Here is a 26,598-nt window from a genome sequence, read left to right as displayed (position 1 = left end):
GATGGCGCTAACGCTTATGCTGCCTACAATGGAAAAATCTGTAGGCCCGGTAAGCGCTAGCGCCACCGGGCAGTGCAACGGCTTAGATCGTATCGGCTGGCGGCACGCCAAAATCAGGCATCCCGTTTTCGTCCCAGCGCACCCGTTTCAGACGCGTATGGCGGTTGGGATCGTACAACGGATCGCCTTCAATTTCGGTGTAATTTCTCGCGTGGTACACCAGTACATCTTCACCTTCCGGCGTTTGCGTAAAGCTGTTATGTCCCGGCCCATACTGGCGATTTTCATAGCTGGTGGTAAAGACCGGGCGCGGTGATTTATGCCAGTTGGCCGGATCGCGCGGATCGTCGTTTACGTTAATCCACAGTAATCCCATACAGTAGTTTTCATCGGTGGCGCTGGCCGAATAGCTGATAAACAGCTTGTCGCCATGCACCACGACGGCCGGACCTTCGTTAACCCAAAAACCCCGACACTCCCAGTCGTACTCTGGCTTACTGAGTCTTACCGGCTCGCCTTTAATCGTCCACGGATTTTCCAGTTCAGCCAGATAAATATTTGAGTTACCGGCAATATCCGGCGCTTTTTGCGCCCACAGATACCACTGCTTTCCCTGATGATAAAAAGTGGTGGCATCGAGGGCGAAGGTATCAAACGGTGTTTTAATTTGACCTTTCTCCGTCCACTTGCCGGTGAGTGGGTCGGCATCGGCGCACTCCAGGGCAAACATGCGATGCTGGAACATTCCCAGCTTATCAAGCGCTTGAGTATGGGTAGCGGCAAAATAGATGTACCACTTGCCGTTGATGCGGTGCATTTCCGGTGCCCAGATGAGCTGGCTCATCGGGCCACTTTCCGGTTTGCGCCAGACGACAACGGGGTCGGCGGCGCGCAACCCTTCCAGCGAATCAGCCCGGCGGATTTCCAGCCTGTCATATTCCGGTACGGAGGCAATAAAGTAGTAATCGCTGCCGTCGCGTAAAATAAACGGATCGGCACGTTGTTCAATAAACGGGTTTGGCCAGTTTGCCATCAGGCTTTCCTTACGCTTTCAGCGGCCTTGAGGTCCTGCAACTCACTCAATTCGCGGTAATTAGTGCGACGTTTTTCCAAATCGTCCTGGATTTTTTTCATCAGTTCACGGTCAACTTTCAGCAGACGTACCACGCCTGCGGTAATCAGATAGCCAACGCCGGGGATAACGGTAAACAACAGCATAATACCGTTCATCGCCGAGGCGCTTTGCGCTTTGGCGCTGGCGTCATAACCGTACCAGGAGAGCAAAAAGCCGACCATCGCCCCGGCAATCGCCAGGCCCAGTTTCAGGAAGAACAGATTACCGGAGAAGCTAATACCGGTAATGCGTTTGCCGGTTTTCCATTCGCCGTAATCATCGACGTCCGCCATCAGCGACCAGTGCAACGGGGAAGGGATCTGATGCAGAATATTGAGCAGGAAGTAGAGCGCCACTATCATCACGGTAGCTTTCGGATCAAAGAAATAGAACGCGCAGGAGAAAATCGCCAGCGCGATATTGGTCCAGAAAAATACCTTCAATTTACACCAGCGATCGGTTAAGACTTTTGCCAGCATACTGCCGATCATCATACCGACCACGCCAAGGCTAATAAAAAGCGTAGCGAAATGGGTGCTTTGTCCCATCACCCAGGTGACGTAATACATGGTCGCCGCCATACGGATAAACCCCGGGCAGACGTTACATAAGGTCAATAGCAGAATGCGTACCCATTGATCGTTTTTCCACACGTCTTTGAAATCATTCTTCATATCATCGTGCGTCGGAACGGCAGGGCGAACGCGTTCGCGGACGCTGGCAAAGCAGAACAGAAACATACCCATGCCGATAATCGCCAGCACGGTCATCGCCAACTGATAGCCTTTGGCTTTGTCGCCGCCGCCAAACCAGTCCACCATCGGCAATAGCGTTAACGATAGCAACAGCGTCGCGATGCCGACTAACACGAAGCGATAAGCCTGACAGGCCACGCGCTCTTTTGGATCGTTGGTGATCACGCCGCCCAGTGAGCAATAGGGAATATTGATGGCGGTATAGGTCACGGAAAGCAGAAAATAGGTGACGAAGGCATAGATAACTTTGCTGTTATAGCCCCAGTCCGGCGTCGTGAACATCAGCACGCTGAACAGCGCGTAGGGAAATGCAATCCACAGTAGCCAGGGGCGGAAACGACCATATTTACTTTGGGTACGATCGGCAAGCGCGCCCATCACCGGATCGGTAACGGCATCGATAACGCGTACTGAAAGGAGTAAAACACCGACTAACGCCGGGGCAAGACCAAAAATATCCGTATAAAAGTAATTAACAAACAGCATGATAGCGCCAAAAATAATGTTACATCCGGCGTCACCCATGCCATACCCGATTTTCTCTCTTACCGAAAGTCTGCCCTTATCCATTGAGACTTCTCCCCATCAGATGATGGCGGTAATTATTCGCCTGAGAGCTTTTTTTTGCGTAGCAGGATCACGCCGCTGATATGGATAAAATGGTTATACGTGGGAAACTGTGAGGCAGATAACACCCTCCCCGGACGGGGAGGGCGGAAAAGTAACGCCACGATCAGTGGGCTTTCACCGTTTTTGCCGTTTTTTCTTTACACAGGTAGCCGACGCCCAGGATGAGCAGCCATACCGGAATCAGCCACACGGAGATCGCCATACCTGGCGTCATCAGCATAATGATCAATACCGCCGCCATAAACAGCAGGCAGAGAACATTGCCGAACGGATAAAACAGGGCCGGGAAGCGGGTTTTCACGCCCTGCTGCTGTTTCGCGCGACGGAACATCATATGGGCAAGGCTAATCATCGCCCAGTTAATGACCAGCGCGGAGACCACCAGCGCCATCAGCAGTCCGAATGCGGACTCTGGGGCCAGGTAGTTGAGCAGCACGCACAACGCAGTCACGACGGCGGAAACCAAAATGGAGCTCACCGGCACGCCGCGTTTGTCGACGTTCAGCAGCGTTTTCGGCGCATTTCCCTGCTGGGCCAGACCGAACAGCATACGGCTGTTGCAGTAAACGCAGCTGTTATAAACCGATAGCGCGGCGGTGAGAACCACGATATTCAGTGCATTGGCGACAAACGTATCGCCCAGCTCATGGAAGATAAGGACAAACGGGCTGGTATCGGCGGTGACGCGAGTCCATGGCAGCAGCGAAAGCAGAACCGCCAGCGAGCCGATATAAAAAATCAGGATGCGATAGATAACCTGATTAGTGGCTTTGGGGATGCTCTGTTCCGGGTTATCGGCTTCAGCGGCGGTGATCCCTACCAGCTCCAGTCCGCCGAACGAAAACATAATAATGGCCATCATCATCACCAGCCCGGTCCAGCCATGCGGCAGAAAGCCGCCCTGTTCCCACAGGTTGCGCACGGTGGCCTGCGGACCAGCGGTATCGCTGAAGAGTAACCACGCGCCGAACAGAATCATAGCGATGACGGCGATCACTTTAATAATGGCGAACCAAAACTCCATCTCACCGAACACTTTAACGTTGGTCAGGTTGATGGCGTTGATAATCACAAAGAAGGCTGCCGCAGAAGCCCAGGTGGGGATCTCCGGATACCAGAACTGGATATATTTACCCACTGCGGTCAGTTCCGCCATGGCAACTAATACGTACAGTACCCAGTAGTTCCAGCCGGAAGCGAATCCGGCAAAGCCGCCCCAGTATTTATAGGCGAAGTGGCTAAAAGAGCCGGCGACCGGTTCTTCAACCACCATCTCCCCCAGTTGGCGCATAATCAGAAAGGCAATAAAGCCTGCAATCGCATAGCCCAGGATAATTCCTGGCCCCGCCGACTGAATAACGGAGGCGCTTCCCAGGAACAAGCCTGTCCCTATCGCGCCGCCCAATGCGATAAGCTGAATATGGCGGTTTTTCAGGCCGCGCTTGAGCTGCTCGCCGTGCTGCTGACTGTCCATTATAAAACCTCGTGTATCGGGCGCGGTTTATTCATAACGCGCTTATTTTGAACGATGCAGTAGTGCGTGTGTAAGTTTGCAATTCCGCTTTTTGTATTGATTTATTTACAAGCTCGTTTTTTAAAATGTCACTTCAACTCTTTCGTCTTGATCAGAATAATGGTATGTGGCCGCGAATGCACCTGCTTTGTGCAGGGGTGATGACGAGTTGCGTAAAAAGAAAGCACTTGTAAATACCTCCTTTTATTTTCCCTTACAGATGTTAATTTGTTTTTATTCATTATTTATGCATAAAAATGCATTTAATCTACTGTTGAATCGGTTCAGATGAGATTTTTTATCGTTTCAAATACGTTAAATCTACCTCCTGGTGGGTAAATTTAACATTTGTGCACAGTTACAATTTTGAAACATGATTTCTGTAAAATTGTTAAAATGTGCCTCCTTTACTGATTTCAATCAAAACCTGTATGGACAGAAGGTGAATACTTTGTTACTTTAGCGTCACAGACATGAAATTGGTAAGACCAATTGACTCCGGGCAAATGGCTTAAGACAGGAAATCATGGCCTACAGCAAAATCCGCCAACCAAAACTCTCCGATGTGATCGAGCAGCAGCTGGAGTTTTTAATCCTTGAGGGAACATTGCGTCCCGGAGAAAAACTCCCACCGGAACGTGAACTGGCAAAACAGTTCGACGTCTCCCGTCCCTCCTTGCGCGAGGCGATTCAACGTCTCGAAGCGAAGGGATTGTTGCTTCGTCGTCAGGGCGGCGGAACCTTCGTGCAGAGCAGCCTGTGGCAGAGCTTTAGCGACCCGCTGGTGGAACTGCTCTCCGATCACCCTGAATCCCAGTTTGACCTGCTCGAAACGCGCCATGCTCTGGAAGGCATTGCGGCTTATTACGCGGCGCTGCGCAGCACCGATGAAGATAAAGACCGTATTCGCGAGCTGCACCACGCTATTGAGCTGGCGCAAGAGTCCGGCGATCTGGATGCCGAGTCCGAAGCCGTGCTCCAGTATCAAATCGCCGTCACCGAAGCGGCGCACAACGTGGTATTGCTTCATCTGCTAAGGTGTATGGAGCCGATGCTGGCGCAAAACGTGCGGCAGAACTTCGAATTGCTGTATGCGCGTCGGGAGATGCTGCCGCTGGTGAGTACGCATCGCACCCGTATATTTGAAGCCATTATGGCCGGAAAACCAGAAGAAGCGCGTGAAGCGTCACACCGACATCTGGCGTTTATCGAAGAGATTATGCTGGACAGAAGCCGTGAGGAGAGCCGTCGTGAACGCGCTTTACGCCGCCTGGAACAGCGCAAGAATTAGTTTTTTCTGGCAGAACGTTAACCAGAAGATGTTGTGAATAAAGCGCAAAAATGTGCGCGGCAACTAAATGCCAGGCCCATAAGGCTATTTTATTTGCCATTTTGGTCCTGGGCAGTGCTCACAATCCTCACGTACTACGTGTACGTTCCGGTTGTTCCGCGCTGTCCGTGACCAAACTGGCTGCAACAATTACACCTTATGGGCCAGGCAACTAAACGCAGAACCTGTCTTATTAAGCTTTCTGACGAAAGTTTAATGGGACAGGTTCCAGATAACTCAACGTATTAGATAGATAAGGAATACCCCCCATGTCAGAACGTTTCCAAAATGACGTGGATCCGATCGAAACTCGCGACTGGCTACAGGCGATCGAATCGGTCATCCGTGAAGAAGGTGTTGAGCGCGCTCAGTATCTGATTGACCAACTGCTTTCTGAAGCTCGTAAAGGCGGCGTGAAAGTCGCGGCAGGCGCAGGGGCCAGTAATTACATCAACACTATTGCCGTTGAAGACGAACCGGAATACCCGGGCAATCTGGAGCTGGAACGTCGAATTCGTTCTGCGATCCGCTGGAACGCCATCATGACCGTGCTGCGCGCGTCTAAAAAAGACCTTGAGTTGGGCGGCCACATGGCGTCCTTCCAGTCTTCCGCCACGATCTATGATGTCTGTTTCAACCATTTCTTCCGTGCGCGCAACGAACAGGATGGCGGCGACCTGGTGTACTTCCAGGGCCACATCTCTCCGGGCATCTACGCTCGCGCGTTCCTGGAAGGTCGTCTGACCCAGGAACAGATGGATAACTTCCGTCAGGAAGTTCACGGCAATGGCCTCTCTTCCTATCCGCACCCGAAACTGATGCCGGAATTCTGGCAGTTCCCGACCGTCTCTATGGGGCTGGGCCCAATCGGTGCTATCTACCAGGCGAAATTCCTGAAATATCTGGAACACCGCGGCCTGAAAGATACCTCTAAACAGACTGTTTACGCCTTCCTCGGCGACGGCGAGATGGACGAGCCGGAATCCAAAGGCGCGATCACCATCGCCACCCGTGAAAAACTGGACAACCTGGTCTTTGTTATCAACTGTAACCTGCAGCGTCTTGATGGCCCGGTCACCGGTAACGGCAAGATTGTTAACGAACTGGAAGGCATCTTTGCAGGTGCTGGCTGGAACGTTATCAAAGTCATGTGGGGCGGTCGTTGGGATGAACTGCTGCGTAAAGACACCAGCGGTAAACTGATCCAGCTGATGAACGAAACCGTTGACGGCGACTACCAGACCTTCAAATCCAAAGACGGCGCTTACGTGCGTGAGCACTTCTTCGGTAAATATCCGGAAACCGCCGCGCTGGTGGCCGACTGGACTGACGAGCAGATTTGGGCGCTGAACCGTGGTGGTCACGATCCGAAGAAAGTCTACGCGGCACTGAAAAAAGCGCAGGAAACCAAAGGCAAAGCGACCGTAATCCTGGCCCATACCATTAAAGGTTACGGCATGGGTGACACCGCGGAAGGTAAGAACATCGCTCACCAGGTTAAGAAAATGAACATGGACGGCGTGCGTTACGTCCGCGATCGTTTCAACGTGCCGGTTGCTGATGCTGATCTCGAAAAACTGCCGTACGTTACCTTCCCGGAAGGTTCTGAAGAACACAAATACCTGCATGAACGCCGTCAGGCGCTGCATGGCTACCTGCCAAGCCGTCAGCCGAACTTCACCGAGAAGTTAGAGCTGCCTCAACTTTCAGATTTCGGCGCGCTGCTGGAAGAGCAAAGCAAAGAGATTTCCACTACGATCGCTTTCGTGCGTGCTCTGAACGTGATGCTGAAGAACAAGTCGATCAAAGATCGCCTGGTACCGATCATCGCCGACGAAGCGCGTACTTTCGGTATGGAAGGTCTGTTCCGTCAGATTGGTATCTACAGCCCGAACGGCCAGCAGTACACCCCGCAGGACCGTGAGCAGGTTGCTTACTACAAAGAAGACGAGAAAGGCCAGATTCTGCAGGAAGGTATCAACGAGCTGGGCGCAGGCGCATCCTGGCTGGCTGCGGCGACCTCTTACAGCACCAACGATCTGCCGATGATCCCGTTCTACATCTACTACTCCATGTTCGGGTTCCAGCGTATCGGCGACCTGTGCTGGCAGGCTGGCGACCAGCAGGCTCGCGGCTTCCTGATCGGCGGGACTTCCGGTCGTACTACGCTGAACGGCGAAGGTCTGCAGCACGAAGATGGTCACAGCCACATTCAGTCGCTGACTATCCCGAACTGTATCTCTTACGACCCGGCTTACGCCTATGAAGTGGCTGTCATCATGCATGATGGTCTGGAGCGTATGTACGGTGAGAAACAAGAGAACGTTTACTACTACATCACCACCCTGAACGAAAACTACCACATGCCGGCCATGCCAGCAGGTGCCGAGGAAGGTATCCGTAAAGGTATCTACAAACTCGAAACCCTTGAAGGTAGCAAAGGTAAAGTTCAGCTGCTGGGCTCCGGTTCTATCCTGCGTCACGTGCGTGAAGCGGCACAGATCCTGGCGAAAGACTACGGCGTAGGTTCTGACGTGTACAGCGTAACCTCCTTCACCGAACTGGCGCGTGATGGTCAGGATTGTGAGCGCTGGAACATGCTGCACCCGCTGGAAACCCCGCGCGTACCGTACATCGCTCAGGTGATGAACGACGCTCCGGCAGTGGCATCTACTGACTATATGAAACTGTTCGCCGAGCAGGTTCGTACTTACGTACCGGCTGATGACTATCGCGTACTGGGTACGGATGGCTTCGGTCGTTCCGACAGCCGTGAGAACCTGCGTCACCACTTCGAAGTTGATGCTTCTTATGTGGTTGTCGCAGCGCTGGGCGAACTGGCTAAACGTGGCGAAATCGACAAGAAAGTGGTAGCGGATGCGATTACCAAATTCAACATCGATGCAGATAAAGTTAACCCGCGTCTAGCGTAAGAGGTAAAAGAATAATGGCTATCGAAATCAAAGTACCGGACATCGGGACAGATGAAGTTGAAATCACCGAGATTCTGGTCAAAGTGGGCGACAAAGTTGAAGCTGAACAGTCGCTGATCACCGTAGAAGGCGACAAAGCCTCTATGGAAGTCCCGTCTCCGCAGGCTGGCGTCGTGAAAGAGATCAAAGTCTCTGTCGGCGACAAAACTGAGACCGGTGCACTTATCATGATTTTCGATTCCGCCGACGGTGCAGCTGACGCTGCACCTGCTAAGGCAGAAGAGAAGAAAGAAGCGGCTCCGGCAGCAGCACCTGCTGCGGCAGCGGCGAAAGACGTTCACGTTCCGGATATCGGCAGTGACGAAGTTGAAGTGACTGAAGTGATGGTGAAAGTGGGCGACACCGTAGAAGCTGAACAGTCGCTGATCACCGTCGAAGGCGACAAGGCCTCTATGGAAGTGCCGGCGCCGTTCGCGGGCACCGTGAAAGAGATCAAAGTGAACATCGGCGACAAAGTGTCTACCGGCTCTCTGATTATGGTCTTCGAAGTAGCGGGTGAAGCAGGCGCAGCAGCACCAGCGAAAGCGGAAGCCGCTCCGGCTGCGGCTGCTCCAGCAGCAGCGACGGGCGTGAAAGACGTTAATGTACCGGACATCGGCGGCGACGAAGTTGAAGTCACCGAAGTGATGGTCAAAGTCGGCGATAAAGTTGCCGCTGAACAGTCGCTGATCACCGTGGAAGGCGATAAAGCCTCCATGGAAGTGCCTGCGCCGTTCGCGGGCACCGTGAAAGAAATCAAAATCAGCACCGGCGATAAAGTGAAAACCGGCTCGCTGATTATGGTCTTCGAAGTGGAAGGCGCAGCGCCTGCGGCCGCTCCGGCTAAACAGGAAGCGGCGGCGCCGGCTCCGGCGGCGAAAGCTGAGAAGCCTGCTGCCCCGGCTGCCAAAGCCGAAGGCAAATCTGAGTTCGCTGAAAACGACGCTTACGTTCACGCTACCCCACTGATTCGCCGTCTGGCGCGCGAGTTTGGCGTCAACCTGGCGAAAGTGAAAGGCACCGGTCGTAAAGGCCGTATTCTGCGCGAAGACGTTCAGGCTTACGTGAAAGACGCTATCAAACGCGCGGAAGCTGCGCCGGCTGCTGCGGGCGGCGGTATCCCGGGTATGCTGCCGTGGCCGAAAGTGGACTTCAGCAAGTTTGGTGAAGTTGAAGAAGTGGAACTGGGTCGTATCCAGAAAATCTCTGGTGCGAATCTGAGCCGTAACTGGGTGATGATCCCGCACGTTACGCACTTCGACAAAACCGATATCACCGATCTGGAAGCGTTCCGTAAACAGCAGAACGCCGAAGCTGAGAAGCGCAAACTGGATGTGAAATACACGCCAGTGGTCTTCATCATGAAAGCGGTTGCCGCTGCTCTGGAACAGATGCCGCGCTTCAACAGCTCTCTGTCTGAAGACGGTCAGCGTCTGACCCTGAAAAAATACATCAACATCGGCGTGGCGGTTGATACCCCGAATGGCCTGGTGGTTCCGGTCTTTAAAGACGTGAATAAGAAGAGCGTGACCGAGCTGTCTCGCGAACTGACCACCATCTCCAAAAAAGCGCGTGATGGTAAGTTGACCGCTGGCGAAATGCAGGGTGGTTGCTTCACTATCTCCAGCATCGGCGGCCTGGGAACTACCCACTTCGCGCCGATTGTCAACGCGCCGGAAGTGGCTATCCTCGGCGTTTCTAAGTCGGCGATGGAACCGGTGTGGAATGGGAAAGAGTTTGTGCCGCGTCTGATGATGCCTATCTCTCTTTCCTTCGACCACCGTGTGATCGATGGTGCTGATGGTGCGCGTTTCATTACCATTATCAACAATATGTTGTCTGACATTCGCCGTCTGGTGATGTAAGCGAAAAAGCCGGCCCGACGGCCGGCTTTTTTTTGATAATCTCATGGAGTTTGTGAGGTTATTAGCGAAAGCGATAATTCGTGATCCGTTTGTTGTTTCAAAATTGTTAACAATTTTGTAAGATACGGGCGGATAGAACGACCCGGTGGATGATGGGCGATCAAGTACCCCGGACCGCCGGATACAAATAAAGAGGTCATGATGAGTACTGAAATCAAAACTCAGGTCGTGGTACTTGGGGCGGGCCCGGCAGGCTATTCTGCCGCTTTCCGTTGCGCTGATTTAGGTCTGGAAACCGTAATTGTAGAACGCTACAACACCCTTGGCGGTGTTTGTCTGAACGTCGGCTGTATCCCTTCTAAAGCGCTGCTGCACGTAGCAAAAGTTATCGAAGAAGCCAAAGCGCTGGCTGAACACGGTATCGTCTTCGGCGAGCCGAAAACCGATATCGACAAGATTCGTACCTGGAAAGAAAAAGTTATCACTCAACTGACCGGCGGTCTGGCGGGTATGGCCAAAGGCCGTAAGGTGAAAGTGGTCAACGGTCTGGGTAAATTCACCGGGGCGAACACCCTGGAAGTTGAAGGCGAAAACGGCAAAACCGTGATCAACTTCGACAACGCGATCATCGCGGCAGGTTCTCGTCCGATCCAATTACCGTTTATTCCGCATGAAGACCCGCGCGTATGGGATTCTACCGACGCTCTGGAACTGAAAGAAGTACCGAAGCGTATGCTGGTCATGGGCGGCGGTATCATCGGTCTGGAAATGGGTACCGTATACCACGCGCTGGGTTCAGAGATTGACGTGGTTGAAATGTTCGACCAGGTTATCCCGGCGGCTGATAAAGACATCGTTAAAGTCTTCACCAAGCGCATCAGCAAGAAATTCAACCTGATGCTGGAAACCAAAGTGACTGCCGTTGAAGCGAAAGAAGACGGTATCTACGTTTCGATGGAAGGCAAAAAAGCCCCGGCTGAAGCGCAGCGTTATGATGCGGTTCTGGTGGCGATTGGTCGTGTGCCGAACGGTAAAAACCTCGACGCGGGCAAAGCAGGCGTGGAAGTTGACGACCGTGGCTTTATCCGCGTGGACAAACAGCTGCGCACCAACGTGCCGCACATCTTCGCTATCGGCGATATCGTCGGTCAGCCGATGCTGGCGCACAAAGGCGTTCACGAAGGCCACGTTGCCGCTGAAGTTATCGCCGGGAAGAAACACTACTTCGATCCGAAAGTTATCCCGTCTATCGCGTACACCGAGCCAGAAGTGGCATGGGTTGGCCTGACCGAGAAAGAAGCGAAAGAAAAAGGCATCAGCTATGAAACCGCCACCTTCCCGTGGGCAGCTTCTGGCCGTGCTATCGCTTCTGACTGTGCAGACGGTATGACCAAACTGATTTTCGACAAAGAATCTCACCGCGTGATCGGCGGGGCGATTGTCGGTACCAACGGCGGCGAGCTGCTGGGTGAAATCGGTCTGGCGATCGAAATGGGCTGTGATGCGGAAGATATCGCGCTGACCATTCATGCGCACCCGACGCTGCACGAGTCCGTCGGTCTGGCTGCTGAAGTGTTCGAAGGTAGTATTACCGACCTGCCGAACCCGAAAGCGAAGAAGAAATAATCTTCTGTAGGTGGCAATGCGCCACCCGATACAAAAAAGCGGCTTTACAGCCGCTTTTTTTATGCATGGCAAATCAGATGTGTCAAATGATGGCGAAGGATAACGAAACCGCAAAATTTATCTTTTCCGCAGCAGTACGTTTTTCAAACCTTATGCCGTCGGTAGTGCCTTTGTCTGTCATTTTCGACCAACTAATTGTTTCATAAGAAATACCTCTCCTTACTTTGTCATCCCCCTGAAATTAGTAACGCTATAAAATAATAGTGAGCTAATTATGAGGTTTGATATATGAAACTTTTTCTGACAACAGCAGCGCTAACTGCGACCTTGATTTCCGGCATGGCATTTGCCAGCGATCCCGTCATCCCCTGGGCGACTAACAGCGGCGGTACGGAAAGCACGCATATTGCGGCAATGGGCGAGGATTTGAATGCGCAGCATCAGCAGATCACCCACACGCATGAAGGCGTATGGGCGGCTAATTCCGGCAGCATTCAGGCTGATGAAGCCGCGCTGACCAGCAACAAGCCGCCGGTACAAGGCCACCCGGAATTAATGCCGCATCAGGGCTAATGATCATGGCCTGGCGATAACGCCAGGCGCTTACGGGTTATTCGGCGACCTGCCACTGCGCGTCTGGCGCAAAACGCGTGATAGCCTGAACTTTACTCTCCGTCTCCTTGCCTAAATCCGCCTGATAAATACGATCGTCCTGGTTGACCATAAAACTCATCACCCCGGTTTCGCCGTAATGCATCGGCCAGGCCAGAAGCGCCGCGCCGTGACCGTCGTTATCGCTGATAATACGGAAATGGTAGCCGTGGTAACCCTCGTCTGGCGCTGCGGGGCTAAAGTTTGGGCCTAAGGGACTGGGGACGTCGCCTGCTTTGGTTGGCCAGTACAGGCCATCTTTTTGGCCTTCGCTACTGATTATCCTGTGCGCCCAGCGATGGTTTTGTAAGTAATAGTCCTGCTGCGCATCAACGTAAGCATGCATGGCCTGTAAGGTAGAAAGTTCATTTCGCCCAATAGTACGGGTGAGGATCTCATTCCCGGCTGCCGCCATATCAAAGCGCCAGCCGCCAGTCTCTTTCACCATGGGCACCGGGAGCTGCCAGTCTTCTCGTCCGACATTCAGGTGCGCCGTATTGTCTTTTTGTACAATGCGATGGCCTTCGCGCCAGTCACGATTGAAGCGGGCCACGGCCTCGGGATCGGCACCTTCCGGCGGCAGAAATTGCCGCCAGTCATCGCCCAGTAGCGCGGTAAGCTGCGTTTCGTTTTTTCCGGCTACCGCCGCGGCGAAGGCGCTGGCGGCCGCTTCCGGGGAGGGGAACCGTTCCTGCGCGTAGCCCAGCAAGGGTAACGACAGTAACAGAGCGCTTAACATAACCTTTTTCATTATCTGCTCCGGTTAACGGCGATGAAATTCATGATGTTCAGAAAAATGTTCCCGCGCGGCGGCGCGTTGCTCGGTGTTCAAGTGACTGCCGCGACGGCTTTCCAGGCCGCGTAGCTGTTGCGATTGCCATGACGGCGATCGACTGTCGTTCCCGCTAAACACATTGGCGTGCATATTCTGGCGAAATGCCTGACGCTGCTGTGGCGTAGAGGATTCAATACGCTGGCGGGCGGTGTCTCTCTGCTGTTGTGAAACAGGGTGCTGCTGGGCTTTAGCCTTTAGCTCGGAACGATGCTGCTGCGTGGTGGATTTATTCAGTGTCTGCTGCGCCGCCTCGCGACGACTGCTGTTTTGTGTTCCGTCATAGCCACGGTAATTATTACGCTGGGCAATTTGATTTAACTGCTGCGATGCCGCTTTGCGCTGTCTGTCGCGGGATGTCTCGCCTGACAGGTTAGCGGGTGATGTATGGCTGCGCTGTTGGAATTGCGCCATGGCCGCCTGGCGCTGACTGTCGCGAGACACTGGCGCTTGCTGCGTTGCGCTTAACCCGCCGCTAACATTGGTGGGATGGAACCGTTGCGCAACGGTATTATTCGGATAGGGGACGCCATTGCGCCAGGCGGGATTATGCTGCCAGCCCATCGTTTGGCCCGGCAGGTTTTGCCCGGATATCCGGTTGAAATTATTGACATTGATGTTGATATTATCGCCATTATGTTGATAACCGTTACCACCATGATGGTAATCATCATCATGATGGTCGTCGTCATGGTGGTGATGATCGTCGTCATCCCAGTCTATGCTGCTGAACAACGCATAGGTGGTGGCGACGCCCAGACTATAACCAAAACCTTTAACAAAACTGTCGGTAAACTGCTGCCCCGGAGGGGGCGGTAAATACACCGGCGGATAAGCGGTATTGGGCCAGGCGCCATACACCGTCGCGGGGTTATAGTTCGGCACGTACACCACCTGCGGATTCGCGGGTTCAATTTTGATGACGGTCGACGGTGTTGCTGGCGTACTGGCGGATGTGGTGGTGGTTGTTGTCGTGACGGCGGTAGAAGCGCTGGACTTCGGCACGCTGGTGACGGTTTGCTGCGGCGTTGATTTTAGCGAACCGGTTTGTTGAGCGAGCAGACGCAACCTTTGCACCGCATCCATCACATCCTGTGGCTGGGCTAAGAACGCATCGCCCAGGTTTTGCACCCATTGCGGATTCTCGCCCATAAGCGCCATCAACTGGGGAAAGGCGACCAGCGATTTGACGCTGGGGTCCCACGGTTGGCTGGCCACCGCCTGAATAGCGGCATCGCCCTGCAGCGTGGGGTTATCCCGCGACCACTGGACGGCCTGAACCACGTTCGCCGGGTAGGTGGAGGCCATGAGCACCTGCGAAAGCAGGGCATCGGGATAAAGCGCGACAGGCGCGACCCATTGATCGATTTGCGCAGTGGTAAAGGTCGTTTTCGCGACAGGCGCGGGCACAGCGGTCTGCGTTGTCTCAGGGGCGGGAGCCGCCGCCTGCGCGGGCGCTTCGGGAGCGCGGCTTTTAACATACAGTACGCCCGAAGCGGCAAATAACCCGGCACTGCACACAAGGGCAATGAGATGGGGTTTAAAGGGCAACGTCATTTTATCTCTCCCGATTCCAGAGAATCGCTATGGTCATTATGCCTGCCGCCGACGGGGTGCAGTTTCGCGTGAGTATAAAGGGACGATAGTTTAATTTTTAGCTAATGTTGGGATCGATAACGTTACGTGACGATCAAAGCACGAAATGAGGTAAGCATTTATGGCTGCAGCTCCCGTCTCAGTAGAGCATTAGACCATCCTTAACGATTCAGCCACTTTTTTATGTTGCTTTTTTGTAAACAGATTAACACTTAAAGAAAATCCTGTTATTGTGCCCTATGCGGTACCGGGCATTTACCCTACTAACTACTGTCTCACAGGAGCGTGAAGAGAATCGCCCATCAACAAAAGCGCCGCATTATGACAATGAGAGCGAGGAGATATCGTCGTGCTAGAAGAATACCGTAAGCACGTAGCTGAGCGTGCTGCCCAGGGGATTGTGCCGAAACCTTTAGACGCAACCCAAATGGCTGCGCTTGTCGAGCTGCTGAAGACCCCGCCTGTGGGCGAAGAAGAATTCCTGTTAGACCTGTTGATCAACCGCGTTCCTCCTGGCGTAGATGAAGCCGCTTATGTTAAAGCCGGTTTTCTCGCTGCTGTCGCGAAAGGCGACACCACCTCCCCGCTGGTCTCCCCAGAAAAAGCCATTGAACTGCTGGGCACCATGCAGGGTGGTTACAACATTCATCCGCTGATTGATGCGCTGGACGATGTGAAACTGGCGCCGATTGCGGCCAAAGCGCTGTCCCATACCCTGCTGATGTTCGATAACTTCTACGACGTAGAAGAGAAAGCCAAAGCGGGCAATGAATACGCCAAACAGGTGATGCAATCCTGGGCCGACGCCGAATGGTTCCTGAGCCGTCCGCCGCTGGCGGAAAAAATCACCGTCACCGTTTTCAAAGTGACCGGCGAAACGAATACCGACGATCTCTCTCCGGCGCCGGATGCGTGGTCGAGACCGGATATCCCGTTACATGCGCAGGCGATGCTGAAAAACGCCCGTGAAGGCATTGAGCCGGATCAGCCAGGCGTTGTCGGCCCGATCAAACAAATCGAAGCATTGCAGAAAAAAGGCTACCCGCTGGCTTACGTGGGTGACGTGGTGGGCACCGGTTCTTCCCGTAAATCCGCGACCAACTCCGTGCTATGGTTTATGGGCGATGACATCCCGAACGTGCCGAATAAGCGCGGCGGCGGTTTGTGCCTTGGCGGCAAAATTGCGCCTATCTTCTTTAACACCATGGAAGATGCGGGCGCGCTGCCGATTGAAGTTGACGTTTCTAACCTGAACATGGGCGATGTGATTGACGTCTACCCGTACAAAGGCGAAGTGCGCAATCATGAAACCGGCGAACTGCTGGCAACCTTCGAACTGAAAACCGACGTGCTGATCGACGAAGTGCGTGCCGGTGGTCGTATTCCGCTGATTATCGGCCGTGGCCTGACCACCAAAGCGCGTGAAGCGCTGGGGCTGCCGCACTCAGACGTTTTCCGTCAGGCAAAAGACGTGGCGGAAAGCAGCCGTGGCTTCTCGCTGGCACAGAAAATGGTCGGTCGCGCCTGTGGTGTGAAAGGTATCCGTCCGGGCGCGTACTGCGAACCGAAAATGACCTCCGTCGGTTCTCAGGATACTACCGGCCCGATGACCCGCGACGAGCTGAAAGACCTGGCCTGTCTGGGATTCTCCGCCGATCTGGTCATGCAGTCGTTCTGTCACACCGCAGCCTATCCGAAGCCGGTTGACGTCACCACGCACCACACGCTGCCAGACTTCATTATGAACCGCGGCGGTGTCTCTCTGCGTCCGGGCGACGGCGTGATCCACTCCTGGCTGAACCGTATGCTGCTGCCGGATACCGTCGGTACCGGCGGTGACTCCCATACCCGTTTCCCGATCGGTATCTCCTTCCCGGCGGGCTCAGGCCTGGTGGCGTTTGCCGCCGCGACCGGCGTGATGCCGCTGGATATGCCGGAATCGGTGCTGGTGCGCTTCAAAGGCAAAATGCAGCCGGGCATCACCCTGCGCGATCTGGTACACGCCATCCCGCTGTACGCCATCAAACAGGGCCTGCTGACCGTTGAGAAGAAAGGCAAGAAAAACATCTTCTCTGGCCGCATCCTGGAAATCGAAGGTCTGCCGGATCTGAAAGTGGAGCAGGCGTTTGAGCTGACCGATGCTTCTGCCGAGCGTTCCGCTGCCGGTTGTACCATCAAGCTGAACAAAGAGCCTATCATTGAATACCTGACCTCCAACATCGTCCTGCTGAAGTGGATGATCGCCGAAGGCTACGGCGACCGTCGTACGCTGGAACGCCGTATCCAGGGCATGGAAAAATGGCTGGCGGACCCGCAGCTGCTGGAAGCCGATGCTGACGCGGAATACGCAGCGGTGATCGACATCGATCTGGCGGATATCAAAGAGCCAATCCTGTGTGCGCCGAACGATCCGGACGACGCGCGTCTGCTGTCTGACGTGCAGGGCGAGAAGATCGACGAAGTGTTCATCGGTTCCTGCATGACCAACATCGGCCACTTCCGCGCGGCTGGTAAGCTGCTGGATAGCCACAAAGGCCAGTTGCCAACCCGCCTGTGGGTGGCGCCGCCAACCCGTATGGACGCCGCGCAGCTCACCGAAGAAGGCTACTACAGCGTGTTTGGTAAGAGCGGTGCGCGTATTGAGATCCCAGGCTGTTCCCTGTGTATGGGTAACCAGGCGCGTGTAGCCGACGGTGCGACGGTCGTCTCGACTTCAACCCGTAACTTCCCGAACCGTTTAGGTACCGGTGCGAACGTCTTCCTGGCTTCTGCGGAGCTGGCGGCGGTTGCAGCGCTTATTGGCAAACTGCCGACGCCGGAAGAGTACCAGACCTTTGTGGCGCAGGTGGATAAGACGGCGGTGGATACCTACCGTTATCTGAACTTCGACCAGCTTTCTCAGTACACCGAGAAAGCGGACGGCGTGATTTTCCAGACTGCGGTTTAATTTGCCTGACGGCGTCAGGCTTACCATGCCTACGCCTCTTATTGCCCGGTGGCGGCTACGCTTACCGGGCCTACAAAACCCATCGCAACTGCGGTGGGTTTTTATTTTCATTCCGCCTGCTGTTCCCGCTTTTTTTCTTCTCCGCTGCTGCGATAATGACTGTAAGGGCTTTGCAGAGGAAAACAATTATGGATTACGAATTTCTGCGCGACGTTACCGGAGGGGTAAAAGTACGAATGTCGATGGGCCACGAGGTGGTCGGTCACTGGTTTAATGAAGAGGTTAAAGACAACCTCTCGCTACTGGATGAAGTAGAACAAGCCGCGCGTACGGTCAAAGGCAGCGAACGCTCCTGGCAACGAGCAGGGCATGAATACACGATCTGGATGGACGGCGAAGAAGTGATGATTCGCGCCAATCAGCTGGATTTTTCCGGCGATGAGATGGAAGAGGGGATGAGTTATTACGATGAAGAGAGTTTATCCCTGTGCGGCATGGAGGATTTTCTGCGGGTCGTCGCCGCGTATCGGGAATTCGTCAGTAAAGCCTGACCCTCTCTTCGTTATTGTCCCACAACGCCAGTCGACGGACAGTTGGGGGCGGTAGCGGAAACGAAGTCGCCAAACATTCCAGCCGGGAGTATCCCGGCTTTTTTATAGCAGAATGATTTTTTGATTTTTATTAATCATTTTAAAACTGTGATCTGGCGCGTTTGTGATCTTAATTTGATTGAATATAATCGTTATGATTTTATTCAATCACAACAAGCAACAGGCGGTAAGACCATGAACATCAAAAAAGAAATAGAGCGCGTACCCGGCGGCATGATGGTCGTACCGCTCGTTATTGGCGCAGTCATTAACACCTTCGCCCCGCAGGCGCTTGAGATCGGCGGTTTTACCACCGCCTTATTTAAAAACGGCGCGGCGCCGCTAATTGGCGCTTTTCTGCTGTGTATGGGAGCCGGTATCAGTGTGAAAGCCGCGCCCCAGGCGTTATTGCAGGGCGGGACGATTACGCTCACTAAGTTGCTTGTCGCCATCGGGATTGGCCTGGGCGTGGAGCATCTTTTCGGCGCGGAGGGTATTTTTGGCCTGAGCGGCGTGGCGATTATCGCGGCGATGAGCAATTCAAATGGCGGACTTTATGCTGCGCTGGTAGGCGAATTCGGCAATGAGCGCGACGTCGGCGCTATCTCTATTTTGTCTCTTAATGATGGCCCTTTCTTTACGATGATTGCGCTGGGCGCGGCAGGGATGGCGAACATTCCCATTATGGCGCTGGTGGCGGTGCTGGTTCCGCTGGTTGTCGGCATGATCCTCGGCAATCTTGATCCTCATATGCGCGATTTTTTGACCAAAGGCGGCCCGCTGCTCATTCCTTTCTTTGCTTTTGCGCTGGGGGCGGGCATCAACCTGGAAATGTTACTGCAAGGCGGACTTGCCGGAATTCTGCTCGGCGTGCTGACAACGTTCGTTGGCGGTTTCTTTAATATTCGCGCAGATCGTCTGGTTGGCGGAACTGGCATTGCCGGGGCGGCGGCCTCCAGCACCGCGGGTAATGCCGTTGCGACGCCGCTGGCTATTGCGCAGGCCGACCCTTCGCTCGCCGAGGTGGCCGCTGCTGCCGCTCCGCTGATTGCCGCCTCGGTGATCACCACGGCAATCCTGACGCCAGTGTTGACCTCCTGGGTTGCGAAAAAACAGGCGCGTCAGGCTTCTTTGGAGAAAAACGCATGAAAATGATAGTTATCGCCGATGATTTTACCGGATCGAATGATACCGGCGTCCAGCTGGCGAAGAAGGGGGCGAGAACGGAAGTCATGTTGAGCGCGTCGCAAAAACCGTCCCGCCGCGCCGATGTGTTAGTCATTAACACCGAAAGCCGGGCGATGCCCGCAGATCAGGCGGCATCTGCCGTTTATGCCGCGCTTTCCCCGTGGTGTGAGACATCGCCAGCGCCGCTGGTGTACAAAAAAATCGACTCCACATTTCGCGGTAATATCGGCGCCGAAGTGACGGCGGCCATGCGCGCCAGTCAGCGAAAACTGGCCGTTATCGCCGCCGCGATCCCTGCGGCCGGACGCACGACGCTTGAAGGAAAATGTCTGGTTAATGGCGTCCCGCTACTGGAAACCGAATTTGCCAGCGATCCGAAAACGCCCATTGTCTCTTCCCGTATTGCCGAGATAGTGGCGTTGCAAAGTGAGATCCCTGTGTATGAAGTCTTTTTGCAGGATGTCCGACGCGGCGGGTTAAGCGCCTTACTTACGGCTTATGCGGCTGAGGGCGAAGGGATTATCGTCGTGGATGCGGTGGAAGAGCGGGACCTGACGTTGATTGCGCAAGCGGCGTGTGAACAACCGTCGATGCCGCTGCTCGTCGGCGCAGCGGGTCTGGCGAATGCGTTGCCGGTTGAACTTTTTATGCAAGACCGGCAGCGGCTGCCGGTACTGGTGGTGGCCGGTTCGATGAGCGAAGCCACGCGACGTCAGGTGGATAATGCGCTGTGCCGGGGACGTGCGGAGGTCGTGGATATTGATGCCGCGCGCATGGTGTCGGATAGCGCGGAGCAGGAAATCGCGTCTGTCGTAGAGCAGGCCTGCGCGCTGTTAAGTCAGCATCGACATACGATTTTACGCACCAGCCGTCGCGCAGAAGATCGACAGCTAATCGACGCGCTGTGCGAAAAATCCGCGATGAGCCGTCAGCAATTGGGCGAGCGACTGAGCCAGCGGCTTGGCGTCGTCACGTTAAACATTATCGAGCAGGCGCGGATTGGCGGGCTGTTTCTGACCGGCGGCGATATCGCTACCGCCGTCGCCGGCGCGCTTGGCGCTGAAGGTTATCGCATTCAGAGCGAGGTGGCGCCCTGTATTCCCTGTGGAACGTTTGTAAACAGCGAAATTGACGATCTGCCGGTCATTACCAAAGCGGGCGGATTCGGTTCAGACAGTACGTTGTGTGACGCGCTTTATTATATTGAGGAGATGTATTGTGGAGACTAAAACCGTTGCCATTACCATGGGCGATCCAGCGGGCATTGGGCCGGAAATTATTGTTAAAGCGCTAAGTGAAGACGGTCTCAACGGCGCGCCGCTGGTGGTTATTGGATGCCTCGCAACGTTGAAACGTTTACAGGCGAAGGGCATCACGCCGAACGTCGAGTTACGGGCCATTGAACGGGTCGCCGAAGCGCGTTTTGCGCCCGGCATCATTCATGTGATTGATGAGCCGCTGGCGCAGCCGGAGGCGCTGGAGGCCGGGAAAGTTCAGGCGCAGGCGGGGGATTTAGCGTATCGCTGCGTGAAGCGCGCCACCGAGTTAGCGTTACGGGGCGACGTACAGGCTATCGCTACCGCGCCGCTGAATAAAGAGGCGCTGCACCTGGCGGGGCACAACTATCCGGGCCATACCGAGCTGCTCGCGACCCTGACCCATAGCCGCGATTACGCGATGGTACTTTACACCGATAAACTAAAAGTGATTCACGTTTCAACGCATATCGCGCTGCGTAAATTCCTTGATACGTTAAGTACCGCGCGTGTCGAAACGGTGATTGGTATTGCTGATACTTTCCTCAAGCGTGTGGGTTACGTTAAACCGCGTATCGCCGTGGCAGGCGTGAATCCTCATGCGGGCGAGAATGGCCTGTTTGGCGATGAAGAGACGCGTATCCTGACGCCAGCCATTACCGATGCCCGCGCAAAAGGTATGGACGTTTATGGGCCGTGCCCGCCGGATACTGTATTTCTCCAGGCTTATGAGGGGCAGTATGATATGGTGGTGGCGATGTATCATGACCAGGGGCATATTCCGTTGAAATTGCTTGGCTTTTATGATGGCGTGAATATCACCGCAGGGCTGCCGTTTATCCGGACTTCTGCCGATCATGGCACCGCATTTGATATCGCCTGGACGGGAAAAGCAAAATCTGAGAGCATGGCCGTATCGATCAAACTGGCAATGCAACTGGCATAATTCCCTGTTATGAAAGGACAACACCGTCTGGATCTCATTGTGGCGTATCTGAAAAATCATACGCTGGTTACGGTAGAACAGCTGGTTGAGGCGGTTGACGCATCGCCAGCCACTATCCGTCGCGATTTGATCAAGCTGGATGAGCAGGGCGTGATCAGCCGTAGTCATGGCGGCGTGGCGCTGCGGCGTTTTGAACCCGCCCAGCCCACCACCAATGAAAAACAACTGCGATCGCCCGCTGAAAAACGGGCGATTGCACGCGTTGCCGCATCGCTGGTCAATGCTGGCGATGCCGTCGTGCTGGATGCCGGTACGACAATGATGGAACTGGCGAAATGTTTAACCCATCTTCCGCTGCGGGTCATCACCGTCGATCTGCATATTGCGCTGTTTTTAGCTGAGTTCCGGCAAATTGAAGTGACGATTGTCGGCGGTCGTATCGATGACAGCAGTCAGTCCTGTATCGGTGAGCATGGGCGCAAGCTGTTGCGCAGCGTTTATCCGAACATCGCGTTTATGAGCTGTAATTCATGGGGGGTAAAAACGGGCGTGACGACCCCAACGGAAGATAAGGCCGGGCTTAAACAGGAGATTATTGCTAATGCGCAGCGCAAAGTGTTGCTGGCGGACAGCAGTAAGTATGGCGCGCATTCGCTCTTTAATGTGGTGCCGCTTGAGCGCTTTAATGATGTGATTACCGACGTCAATCTGCCGCCGTCTGCGCAGGTTGAACTGAAAGGGCGCGCTTTTGCGCTAACGCTGGTGCAGCCGGAGTGACAGCGCCGTCAGGCGCTGCCAGTGGTGAATCAGACCGCAGAAATATTGCGGCCGTAGTAAATCTCGCGCATCTCTTTCCACAGCGCGGCGGTGATCTGCTGGCGTTCGGTTTCAGTGAGATCTTCCGGTTTGGTGTGAAACATGTAGTGCTTAAGATCGAACTCTTTAAGCAGCATCTTGGTATGGAAAATATTTTCCTGATACACGTTTACATCCACCATGTCATACAGCGACTTCATATCTTCCGACATAAAATTCTGAATAGAATTAATCTCATGATCGATAAAGTGCTTCATACCGTTGACGTCGCGCGTAAAGCCGCGCACGCGGTAATCGATGGTGACAATATCGGACTCTAGCTGGTGGATCAGGTAATTGAGCGCTTTTAGCGGTGAAATCACCCCGCAGGTTGACACTTCGATGTCGGCGCGAAAGGTGCATAGCCCGCCTTCCGGATGGCTTTCCGGATAGGTATGCACACAGATATGGCTCTTATCGAGGTGCGCCACCACGGTTTCCGGCAGCGGGCCGGGATGTTCGGTTTGATCGATAAGTTTCGGGTCGACTGGCTCTTCGCTCACCAGAATCGTGACGCTGGCGCCCTGGGGTTCATAATCCTGACGGGCGATGTTCAGGATGTTCGCGCCGATAATGGAGCAGGTCTCCGACAGGATCTCGGTCAGTCGGTTGGCGTTATAGAGTTCATCGATATAGGCGATATAGCCATCGCGCTCTTCTGCGGTTTTGGCGTAGCAGATATCGTAAATACAAAAACTCAGGCTTTTCGTCAGATTGTTAAAGCCATGCAGTTTCAGCTTTTTCAATTTTTATCACCTCCTTAACATCACTGTGCGGACAGTGCGTCATGTAGATATTGCGGTAGCGCAAATGCAGCGGCATGAATAGCCGGGTTGTAATAGCGACATTTGAGGCCGGCGGCATGAAAACGCGCCTGAATAATTTCACTCGACAGGTGACGAAGAGCGTCGTTGTCCGTCGCCCAGGCGAAGGTCATGATGCCGCCGTAATAGGTCGGAATCGCCGCCTGGTAGAAGCCGACATCGCTGAAGTAATGACTCAGCTTGCGGTGGCTGTCGAGCGCTTCATCCTGTTGCAGGAAGCACACGCCGTTCTGGGCGACAAAAATGCCGCCCGGATTCAGGCAACGCTTACAGCCTTCATAAAAGGCGGAGGTAAACAGGCTTTCGCCGGGGCCTATCGGATCGGTACAGTCGGAAATGATCACATCAAAGGTCTGATGGGTCTGATTGACGAAATTCACGCCGTCGTCGATCACTAGCGTAAAGCGCGGATCGTCGTAGCTGCCGGCATTGTGGTTGGGTAAATACTGGCGGCAAAACGAGACTACGCCAGCGTCTATCTCTATCATGGTGATGGTTTCGACGTTTTTATGCCGGGTAACTTCACGTAGCATTGCGCCGTCGCCGCCGCCGATAATCAGAACGTGTTTCGCATGACCGTGCGCCAGCAGCGGGACGTGGGTCATCATTTCATGATAAATAAACTCGTCGCGTTCGGTGGTCTGTACCACGCCGTCCAGCGCCATCACGCGGCCAAAAGCGGCGTTTTCAAAGATGATTAAATCCTGGTGATCGGTTTTTTCATGATACAGAACGTTGTCTACGGCAAAGTACTGACCAAACTGGTCGTGTAGCGTTTCATGCCACATCGTATTTTCGGCCATTGGCTGATACCTCCATTGTTAACACCCGTAAAAAAAGGGCGCAACATCATAGCTAACAATGACCGTGGATGCACGGTCATTATTTCAGCAATAGGATCGCGGAGGATTATTTAACGTAGGCTAACAGGCTCAGAGAATCGCGGGCCAGAGCTTTGCATTTTTTAGCGACCGGAATACCGATGCCGCTAAGATCGCGGTAGCTGTCTTCGCCCAACGATTTCATATCGAAGGTGTCGTAGTTACTCAGGTCCCACTGATTTTGCTGGGCAAAAAAGACCAGCGCACGGCGAATCTGACTGTTGGGTAAATTTTGGTAACCACAGTCATTTTTCAGAAAAACGAAAACCGCCGTTAAATCGGCCATATCTTCAGCTTCGGATTCAGTAAGCGCATAGCTATTTGCGCATAAGGCCATCAGGCTGCCAAACAACACGGGTCTGAAAAACGTCTTCATTGCTTCTACCACGGCATCAGGGAAAGTCAACGTTAGCATACTGAGAACGTAGCGACGACTTTTATTATCAGGATTGGTCGCGGCGTTTTCATTCTTGTTGTATTGCTGTCAGGAACGGTAAAGACGTGTTGCTGGCTTGACCTTCCCGTTAGGGCAGGGTCTAAGCTTAGACACCCGCCTGTTCATTATAAGGAAATGATTATGTTACGCCGTGATTTCTTAAAATATTCAGTGGCGCTGGGGGTTGCATCAGCGCTGCCGCTGTGGAGCCGCGCCGCTTTTGCCGCCGAACGTCCCGCGTTGCCTATTCCTGACCTGTTAACGGCAGATGCGAGCAACCGTATGCAGTTAATTGTTAAAGCCGGACAGTCGACATTCGCCGGTAAGAACGCGACAACCTGGGGCTACAACGGTAATTTGCTGGGGCCAGCGGTACAGCTTCACAAAGGAAAAAGCGTGACCGTTGATATCCATAACCAACTGGCCGAAGACACGACGCTTCACTGGCATGGTCTGGAGATTCCAGGCATCGTCGACGGCGGTCCGCAGGGGATTATTCCCGCAGGCGGAACCCGCACGGTGACGTTTACGCCGCAGCAACGCGCCGCGACCTGCTGGATTCATCCACATAAACACGGCAAAACCGGGCGCCAGGTGGCGATGGGCCTTGCCGGACTGGTGCTGATTGAAGATGACGAGATTCGCAAATTGCGCCTGCCGAAACAGTGGGGCATCGACGATGTGCCGGTGATCATTCAGGACAAACGCTTCTCCGCCGATGGCCAGATTGATTATCAACTGGATATTATGACCGCCGCCGTCGGCTGGTTTGGCGATACGCTGCTGACCAATGGCGCTATCTATCCGCAGCATTCCGCACCGAAAGGCTGGCTACGTCTGCGCTTGCTAAATGGCTGTAATGCGCGTTCGCTGAAAATCGCCGCCAGCGATAATCGTCCGCTTTATGTGATCGCCAGCGACGGCGGCCTGCTGGCGGAGCCGGTGAAAGTCACCGAACTGCCGTTATTAATGGGCGAGCGTTTTGAAGTGCTGGTGGATATCAGCGACGGGAAAGCCTTTGATCTGGTGACCCTGCCGGTCAGCCAGATGGGAATGGCGATCGCTCCGTTTGATAAACCGCATCCGGTGATGCGTATCCAGCCGCTGCGGATTACCGCCTCCGGTACGCTGCCGGATACGTTGACGACGATGCCGGCGCTGCCGTCGCTGGAAGGGCTGACGGTGCGCAACCTGAAACTGTCGATGGACCCGCGCCTTGATATGATGGGGATGCAAATGCTGATGAAGAAATATGGCGCTCAGGCGATGAGCGGCATGGATCATGACAGCATGAACGCGCATATGCAGGGCGGCAATATGGGGCATGGCGAGATGGATCATGGCAACATGGATCACAGCGGGATGAATCATGGCGCAATGGGCAATATGAATCACGGCGGAAAATTCGACTTCCATAACGCTAACTTTATCAACGGCCAGGTCTTCGATATGAATAAACCGATGTTCGCGGCGCAAAAAGGCCGACATGAACGTTGGGTGATTTCCGGCGTGGGTGACATGATGCTGCATCCTTTCCATATTCACGGCACCCAGTTCCGTATTTTGTCAGAGAACGGCAAAGCGCCAGCGGCGCACAGAACGGGCTGGAAGGATACAGTACGCGTTGAGGGCGGTATCAGCGAAGTGCTGGTCAAGTTCGATCACGACGCGCCGAAGGAACATGCCTATATGGCGCACTGTCATCTGTTAGAACATGAAGATACGGGAATGATGTTAGGATTTACGGTCTGACCGATGTCTCCGACGCAGGCCGGGTAAGGCGAAACCGCT

General features: G+C 54.1%; 20 protein-coding genes. 12 read left to right on the top strand and 8 right to left on the bottom strand.

Annotated features, from left to right (window positions below; translation table 11 throughout):
• Nucleotides 1–82 precede the first annotated feature (82 nt).
• The 3 genes from HU143_RS18340 to aroP form a co-directional block, all read right to left on the bottom strand.
• Complete coding sequence (locus tag HU143_RS18340; protein WP_000024767.1) at nucleotides 83–1,033, bottom strand: family 43 glycosylhydrolase; 951 nt, start codon at nucleotides 1,031–1,033, stop codon at nucleotides 83–85.
• The gene (locus HU143_RS18335; protein WP_000357529.1) at nucleotides 1,033–2,439 is read right to left on the bottom strand and encodes a glycoside-pentoside-hexuronide (GPH):cation symporter; all 1,407 of its coding nucleotides are present in this window, start codon (nucleotides 2,437–2,439) and stop codon (nucleotides 1,033–1,035) included. The genes HU143_RS18340 and HU143_RS18335 overlap by 1 nt, the downstream gene beginning before the upstream one ends.
• Before the next feature lie 163 nt (nucleotides 2,440–2,602).
• Nucleotides 2,603–3,976, bottom strand: a complete 1,374-nt coding sequence (aroP, locus tag HU143_RS18330) for an aromatic amino acid transporter AroP (RefSeq protein ID WP_165488518.1) — start codon at nucleotides 3,974–3,976, stop codon at nucleotides 2,603–2,605.
• Nucleotides 3,977–4,538: 562 nt separating this feature from the next.
• On the opposite strand from aroP, the gene pdhR reads away from it, so the two are divergent.
• The 5 genes from pdhR to HU143_RS18305 all read left to right on the top strand — a co-directional run bounded on the left by pdhR (nucleotide 4,539) and on the right by HU143_RS18305 (nucleotide 12,378).
• Nucleotides 4,539–5,303, top strand: coding sequence for a pyruvate dehydrogenase complex transcriptional repressor PdhR (pdhR, locus tag HU143_RS18325; RefSeq protein ID WP_000331771.1), 765 nt, complete (start codon nucleotides 4,539–4,541; stop codon nucleotides 5,301–5,303).
• A gap of 308 nt (nucleotides 5,304–5,611) precedes the next feature.
• On the top strand, nucleotides 5,612–8,275 hold the full coding sequence (aceE, locus tag HU143_RS18320) for a pyruvate dehydrogenase (acetyl-transferring), homodimeric type (protein WP_023227642.1): 2,664 nt from the start codon (nucleotides 5,612–5,614) through the stop codon (nucleotides 8,273–8,275).
• Between the two features lie 14 nt (nucleotides 8,276–8,289).
• A complete protein-coding gene (aceF, locus tag HU143_RS18315) occupies nucleotides 8,290–10,179 on the top strand; it encodes a pyruvate dehydrogenase complex dihydrolipoyllysine-residue acetyltransferase (RefSeq protein WP_023227641.1) in 1,890 nt (629 codons plus the stop codon).
• A 201-nt stretch (nucleotides 10,180–10,380) separates the two neighbouring features.
• Nucleotides 10,381–11,805 carry a dihydrolipoyl dehydrogenase gene (gene lpdA / locus HU143_RS18310; RefSeq protein ID WP_001519338.1) on the top strand — a complete coding sequence of 475 codons (1,425 nt, stop codon included), beginning with the start codon at nucleotides 10,381–10,383 and terminating at the stop codon, nucleotides 11,803–11,805.
• A gap of 288 nt (nucleotides 11,806–12,093) precedes the next feature.
• Nucleotides 12,094–12,378 carry an outer membrane protein gene (locus HU143_RS18305; protein ID WP_000765363.1) on the top strand — a complete coding sequence of 95 codons (285 nt, stop codon included), beginning with the start codon at nucleotides 12,094–12,096 and terminating at the stop codon, nucleotides 12,376–12,378.
• A gap of 37 nt (nucleotides 12,379–12,415) precedes the next feature.
• Here the strand turns inward: HU143_RS18305 and HU143_RS18300 are convergent, their stop codons facing one another.
• Nucleotides 12,416–13,207: a DUF2950 family protein gene (locus HU143_RS18300; protein WP_000757452.1), complete on the bottom strand. Its 792-nt coding sequence runs from the start codon at nucleotides 13,205–13,207 to the stop codon at nucleotides 12,416–12,418.
• Between the two features lie 12 nt (nucleotides 13,208–13,219).
• On the bottom strand, nucleotides 13,220–14,845 hold the full coding sequence (locus HU143_RS18295) for a DUF3300 domain-containing protein (protein ID WP_023227640.1): 1,626 nt from the start codon (nucleotides 14,843–14,845) through the stop codon (nucleotides 13,220–13,222).
• A 388-nt stretch (nucleotides 14,846–15,233) separates the two neighbouring features.
• Between HU143_RS18295 and acnB the strand changes: the two genes are divergently transcribed.
• The 6 genes from acnB to HU143_RS18265 all read left to right on the top strand — a co-directional run bounded on the left by acnB (nucleotide 15,234) and on the right by HU143_RS18265 (nucleotide 22,588).
• Nucleotides 15,234–17,831: a bifunctional aconitate hydratase 2/2-methylisocitrate dehydratase gene (acnB, locus tag HU143_RS18290; protein ID WP_023227639.1), complete on the top strand. Its 2,598-nt coding sequence runs from the start codon at nucleotides 15,234–15,236 to the stop codon at nucleotides 17,829–17,831.
• A gap of 188 nt (nucleotides 17,832–18,019) precedes the next feature.
• Nucleotides 18,020–18,382 (top strand): protein YacL, encoded by a 363-nt coding sequence (gene yacL, locus HU143_RS18285; RefSeq protein ID WP_000384308.1) that lies wholly within the window; start codon nucleotides 18,020–18,022, stop codon nucleotides 18,380–18,382.
• A 234-nt stretch (nucleotides 18,383–18,616) separates the two neighbouring features.
• Nucleotides 18,617–19,570 carry a 2-keto-3-deoxygluconate permease 1 gene (locus tag HU143_RS18280; protein WP_051129186.1) on the top strand — a complete coding sequence of 318 codons (954 nt, stop codon included), beginning with the start codon at nucleotides 18,617–18,619 and terminating at the stop codon, nucleotides 19,568–19,570.
• Nucleotides 19,567–20,838, top strand: coding sequence for a D-threonate kinase (gene dtnK, locus HU143_RS18275; RefSeq protein WP_000782192.1), 1,272 nt, complete (start codon nucleotides 19,567–19,569; stop codon nucleotides 20,836–20,838). Before HU143_RS18280 ends, dtnK begins: the two co-directional genes overlap by 4 nt.
• Nucleotides 20,828–21,811, top strand: coding sequence for a D-threonate 4-phosphate dehydrogenase (locus tag HU143_RS18270; protein ID WP_000448745.1), 984 nt, complete (start codon nucleotides 20,828–20,830; stop codon nucleotides 21,809–21,811). The genes dtnK and HU143_RS18270 overlap by 11 nt, the downstream gene beginning before the upstream one ends.
• A 9-nt stretch (nucleotides 21,812–21,820) precedes the next feature.
• On the top strand, nucleotides 21,821–22,588 hold the full coding sequence (locus HU143_RS18265; RefSeq protein WP_000678254.1) for a DeoR/GlpR family DNA-binding transcription regulator: 768 nt from the start codon (nucleotides 21,821–21,823) through the stop codon (nucleotides 22,586–22,588).
• 29 nt (nucleotides 22,589–22,617) lie between these two features.
• Here the strand turns inward: HU143_RS18265 and speD are convergent, their stop codons facing one another.
• From speD to HU143_RS18250, 3 genes are all read right to left on the bottom strand, one after another.
• A complete protein-coding gene (speD, locus tag HU143_RS18260) occupies nucleotides 22,618–23,412 on the bottom strand; it encodes an adenosylmethionine decarboxylase (RefSeq protein ID WP_000734294.1) in 795 nt (264 codons plus the stop codon).
• A 20-nt stretch (nucleotides 23,413–23,432) separates the two neighbouring features.
• A complete protein-coding gene (gene speE, locus HU143_RS18255; protein WP_023227638.1) occupies nucleotides 23,433–24,293 on the bottom strand; it encodes a polyamine aminopropyltransferase in 861 nt (286 codons plus the stop codon).
• Nucleotides 24,294–24,399: 106 nt separating this feature from the next.
• Entirely contained in the window at nucleotides 24,400–24,747 is a 348-nt protein-coding gene (locus HU143_RS18250; RefSeq protein WP_000846613.1) for a YacC family pilotin-like protein, read from the bottom strand.
• Nucleotides 24,748–24,948: 201 nt separating this feature from the next.
• Between HU143_RS18250 and cueO the strand changes: the two genes are divergently transcribed.
• A complete protein-coding gene (gene cueO / locus HU143_RS18245) occupies nucleotides 24,949–26,559 on the top strand; it encodes a multicopper oxidase CueO (RefSeq protein WP_020839578.1) in 1,611 nt (536 codons plus the stop codon).
• Nucleotides 26,560–26,598: the final 39 nt, after the last annotated feature.

Origin of the sequence: Salmonella sp. SJTUF14076, assembly GCF_015534835.1 — a bacterium.
GTDB classification, from domain to species: domain Bacteria; phylum Pseudomonadota; class Gammaproteobacteria; order Enterobacterales; family Enterobacteriaceae; genus Salmonella; species Salmonella enterica.
The sequence above is the reverse complement of the archived record's forward strand: the minus strand, read 5'-3'. Positions and strand labels throughout refer to the sequence as shown.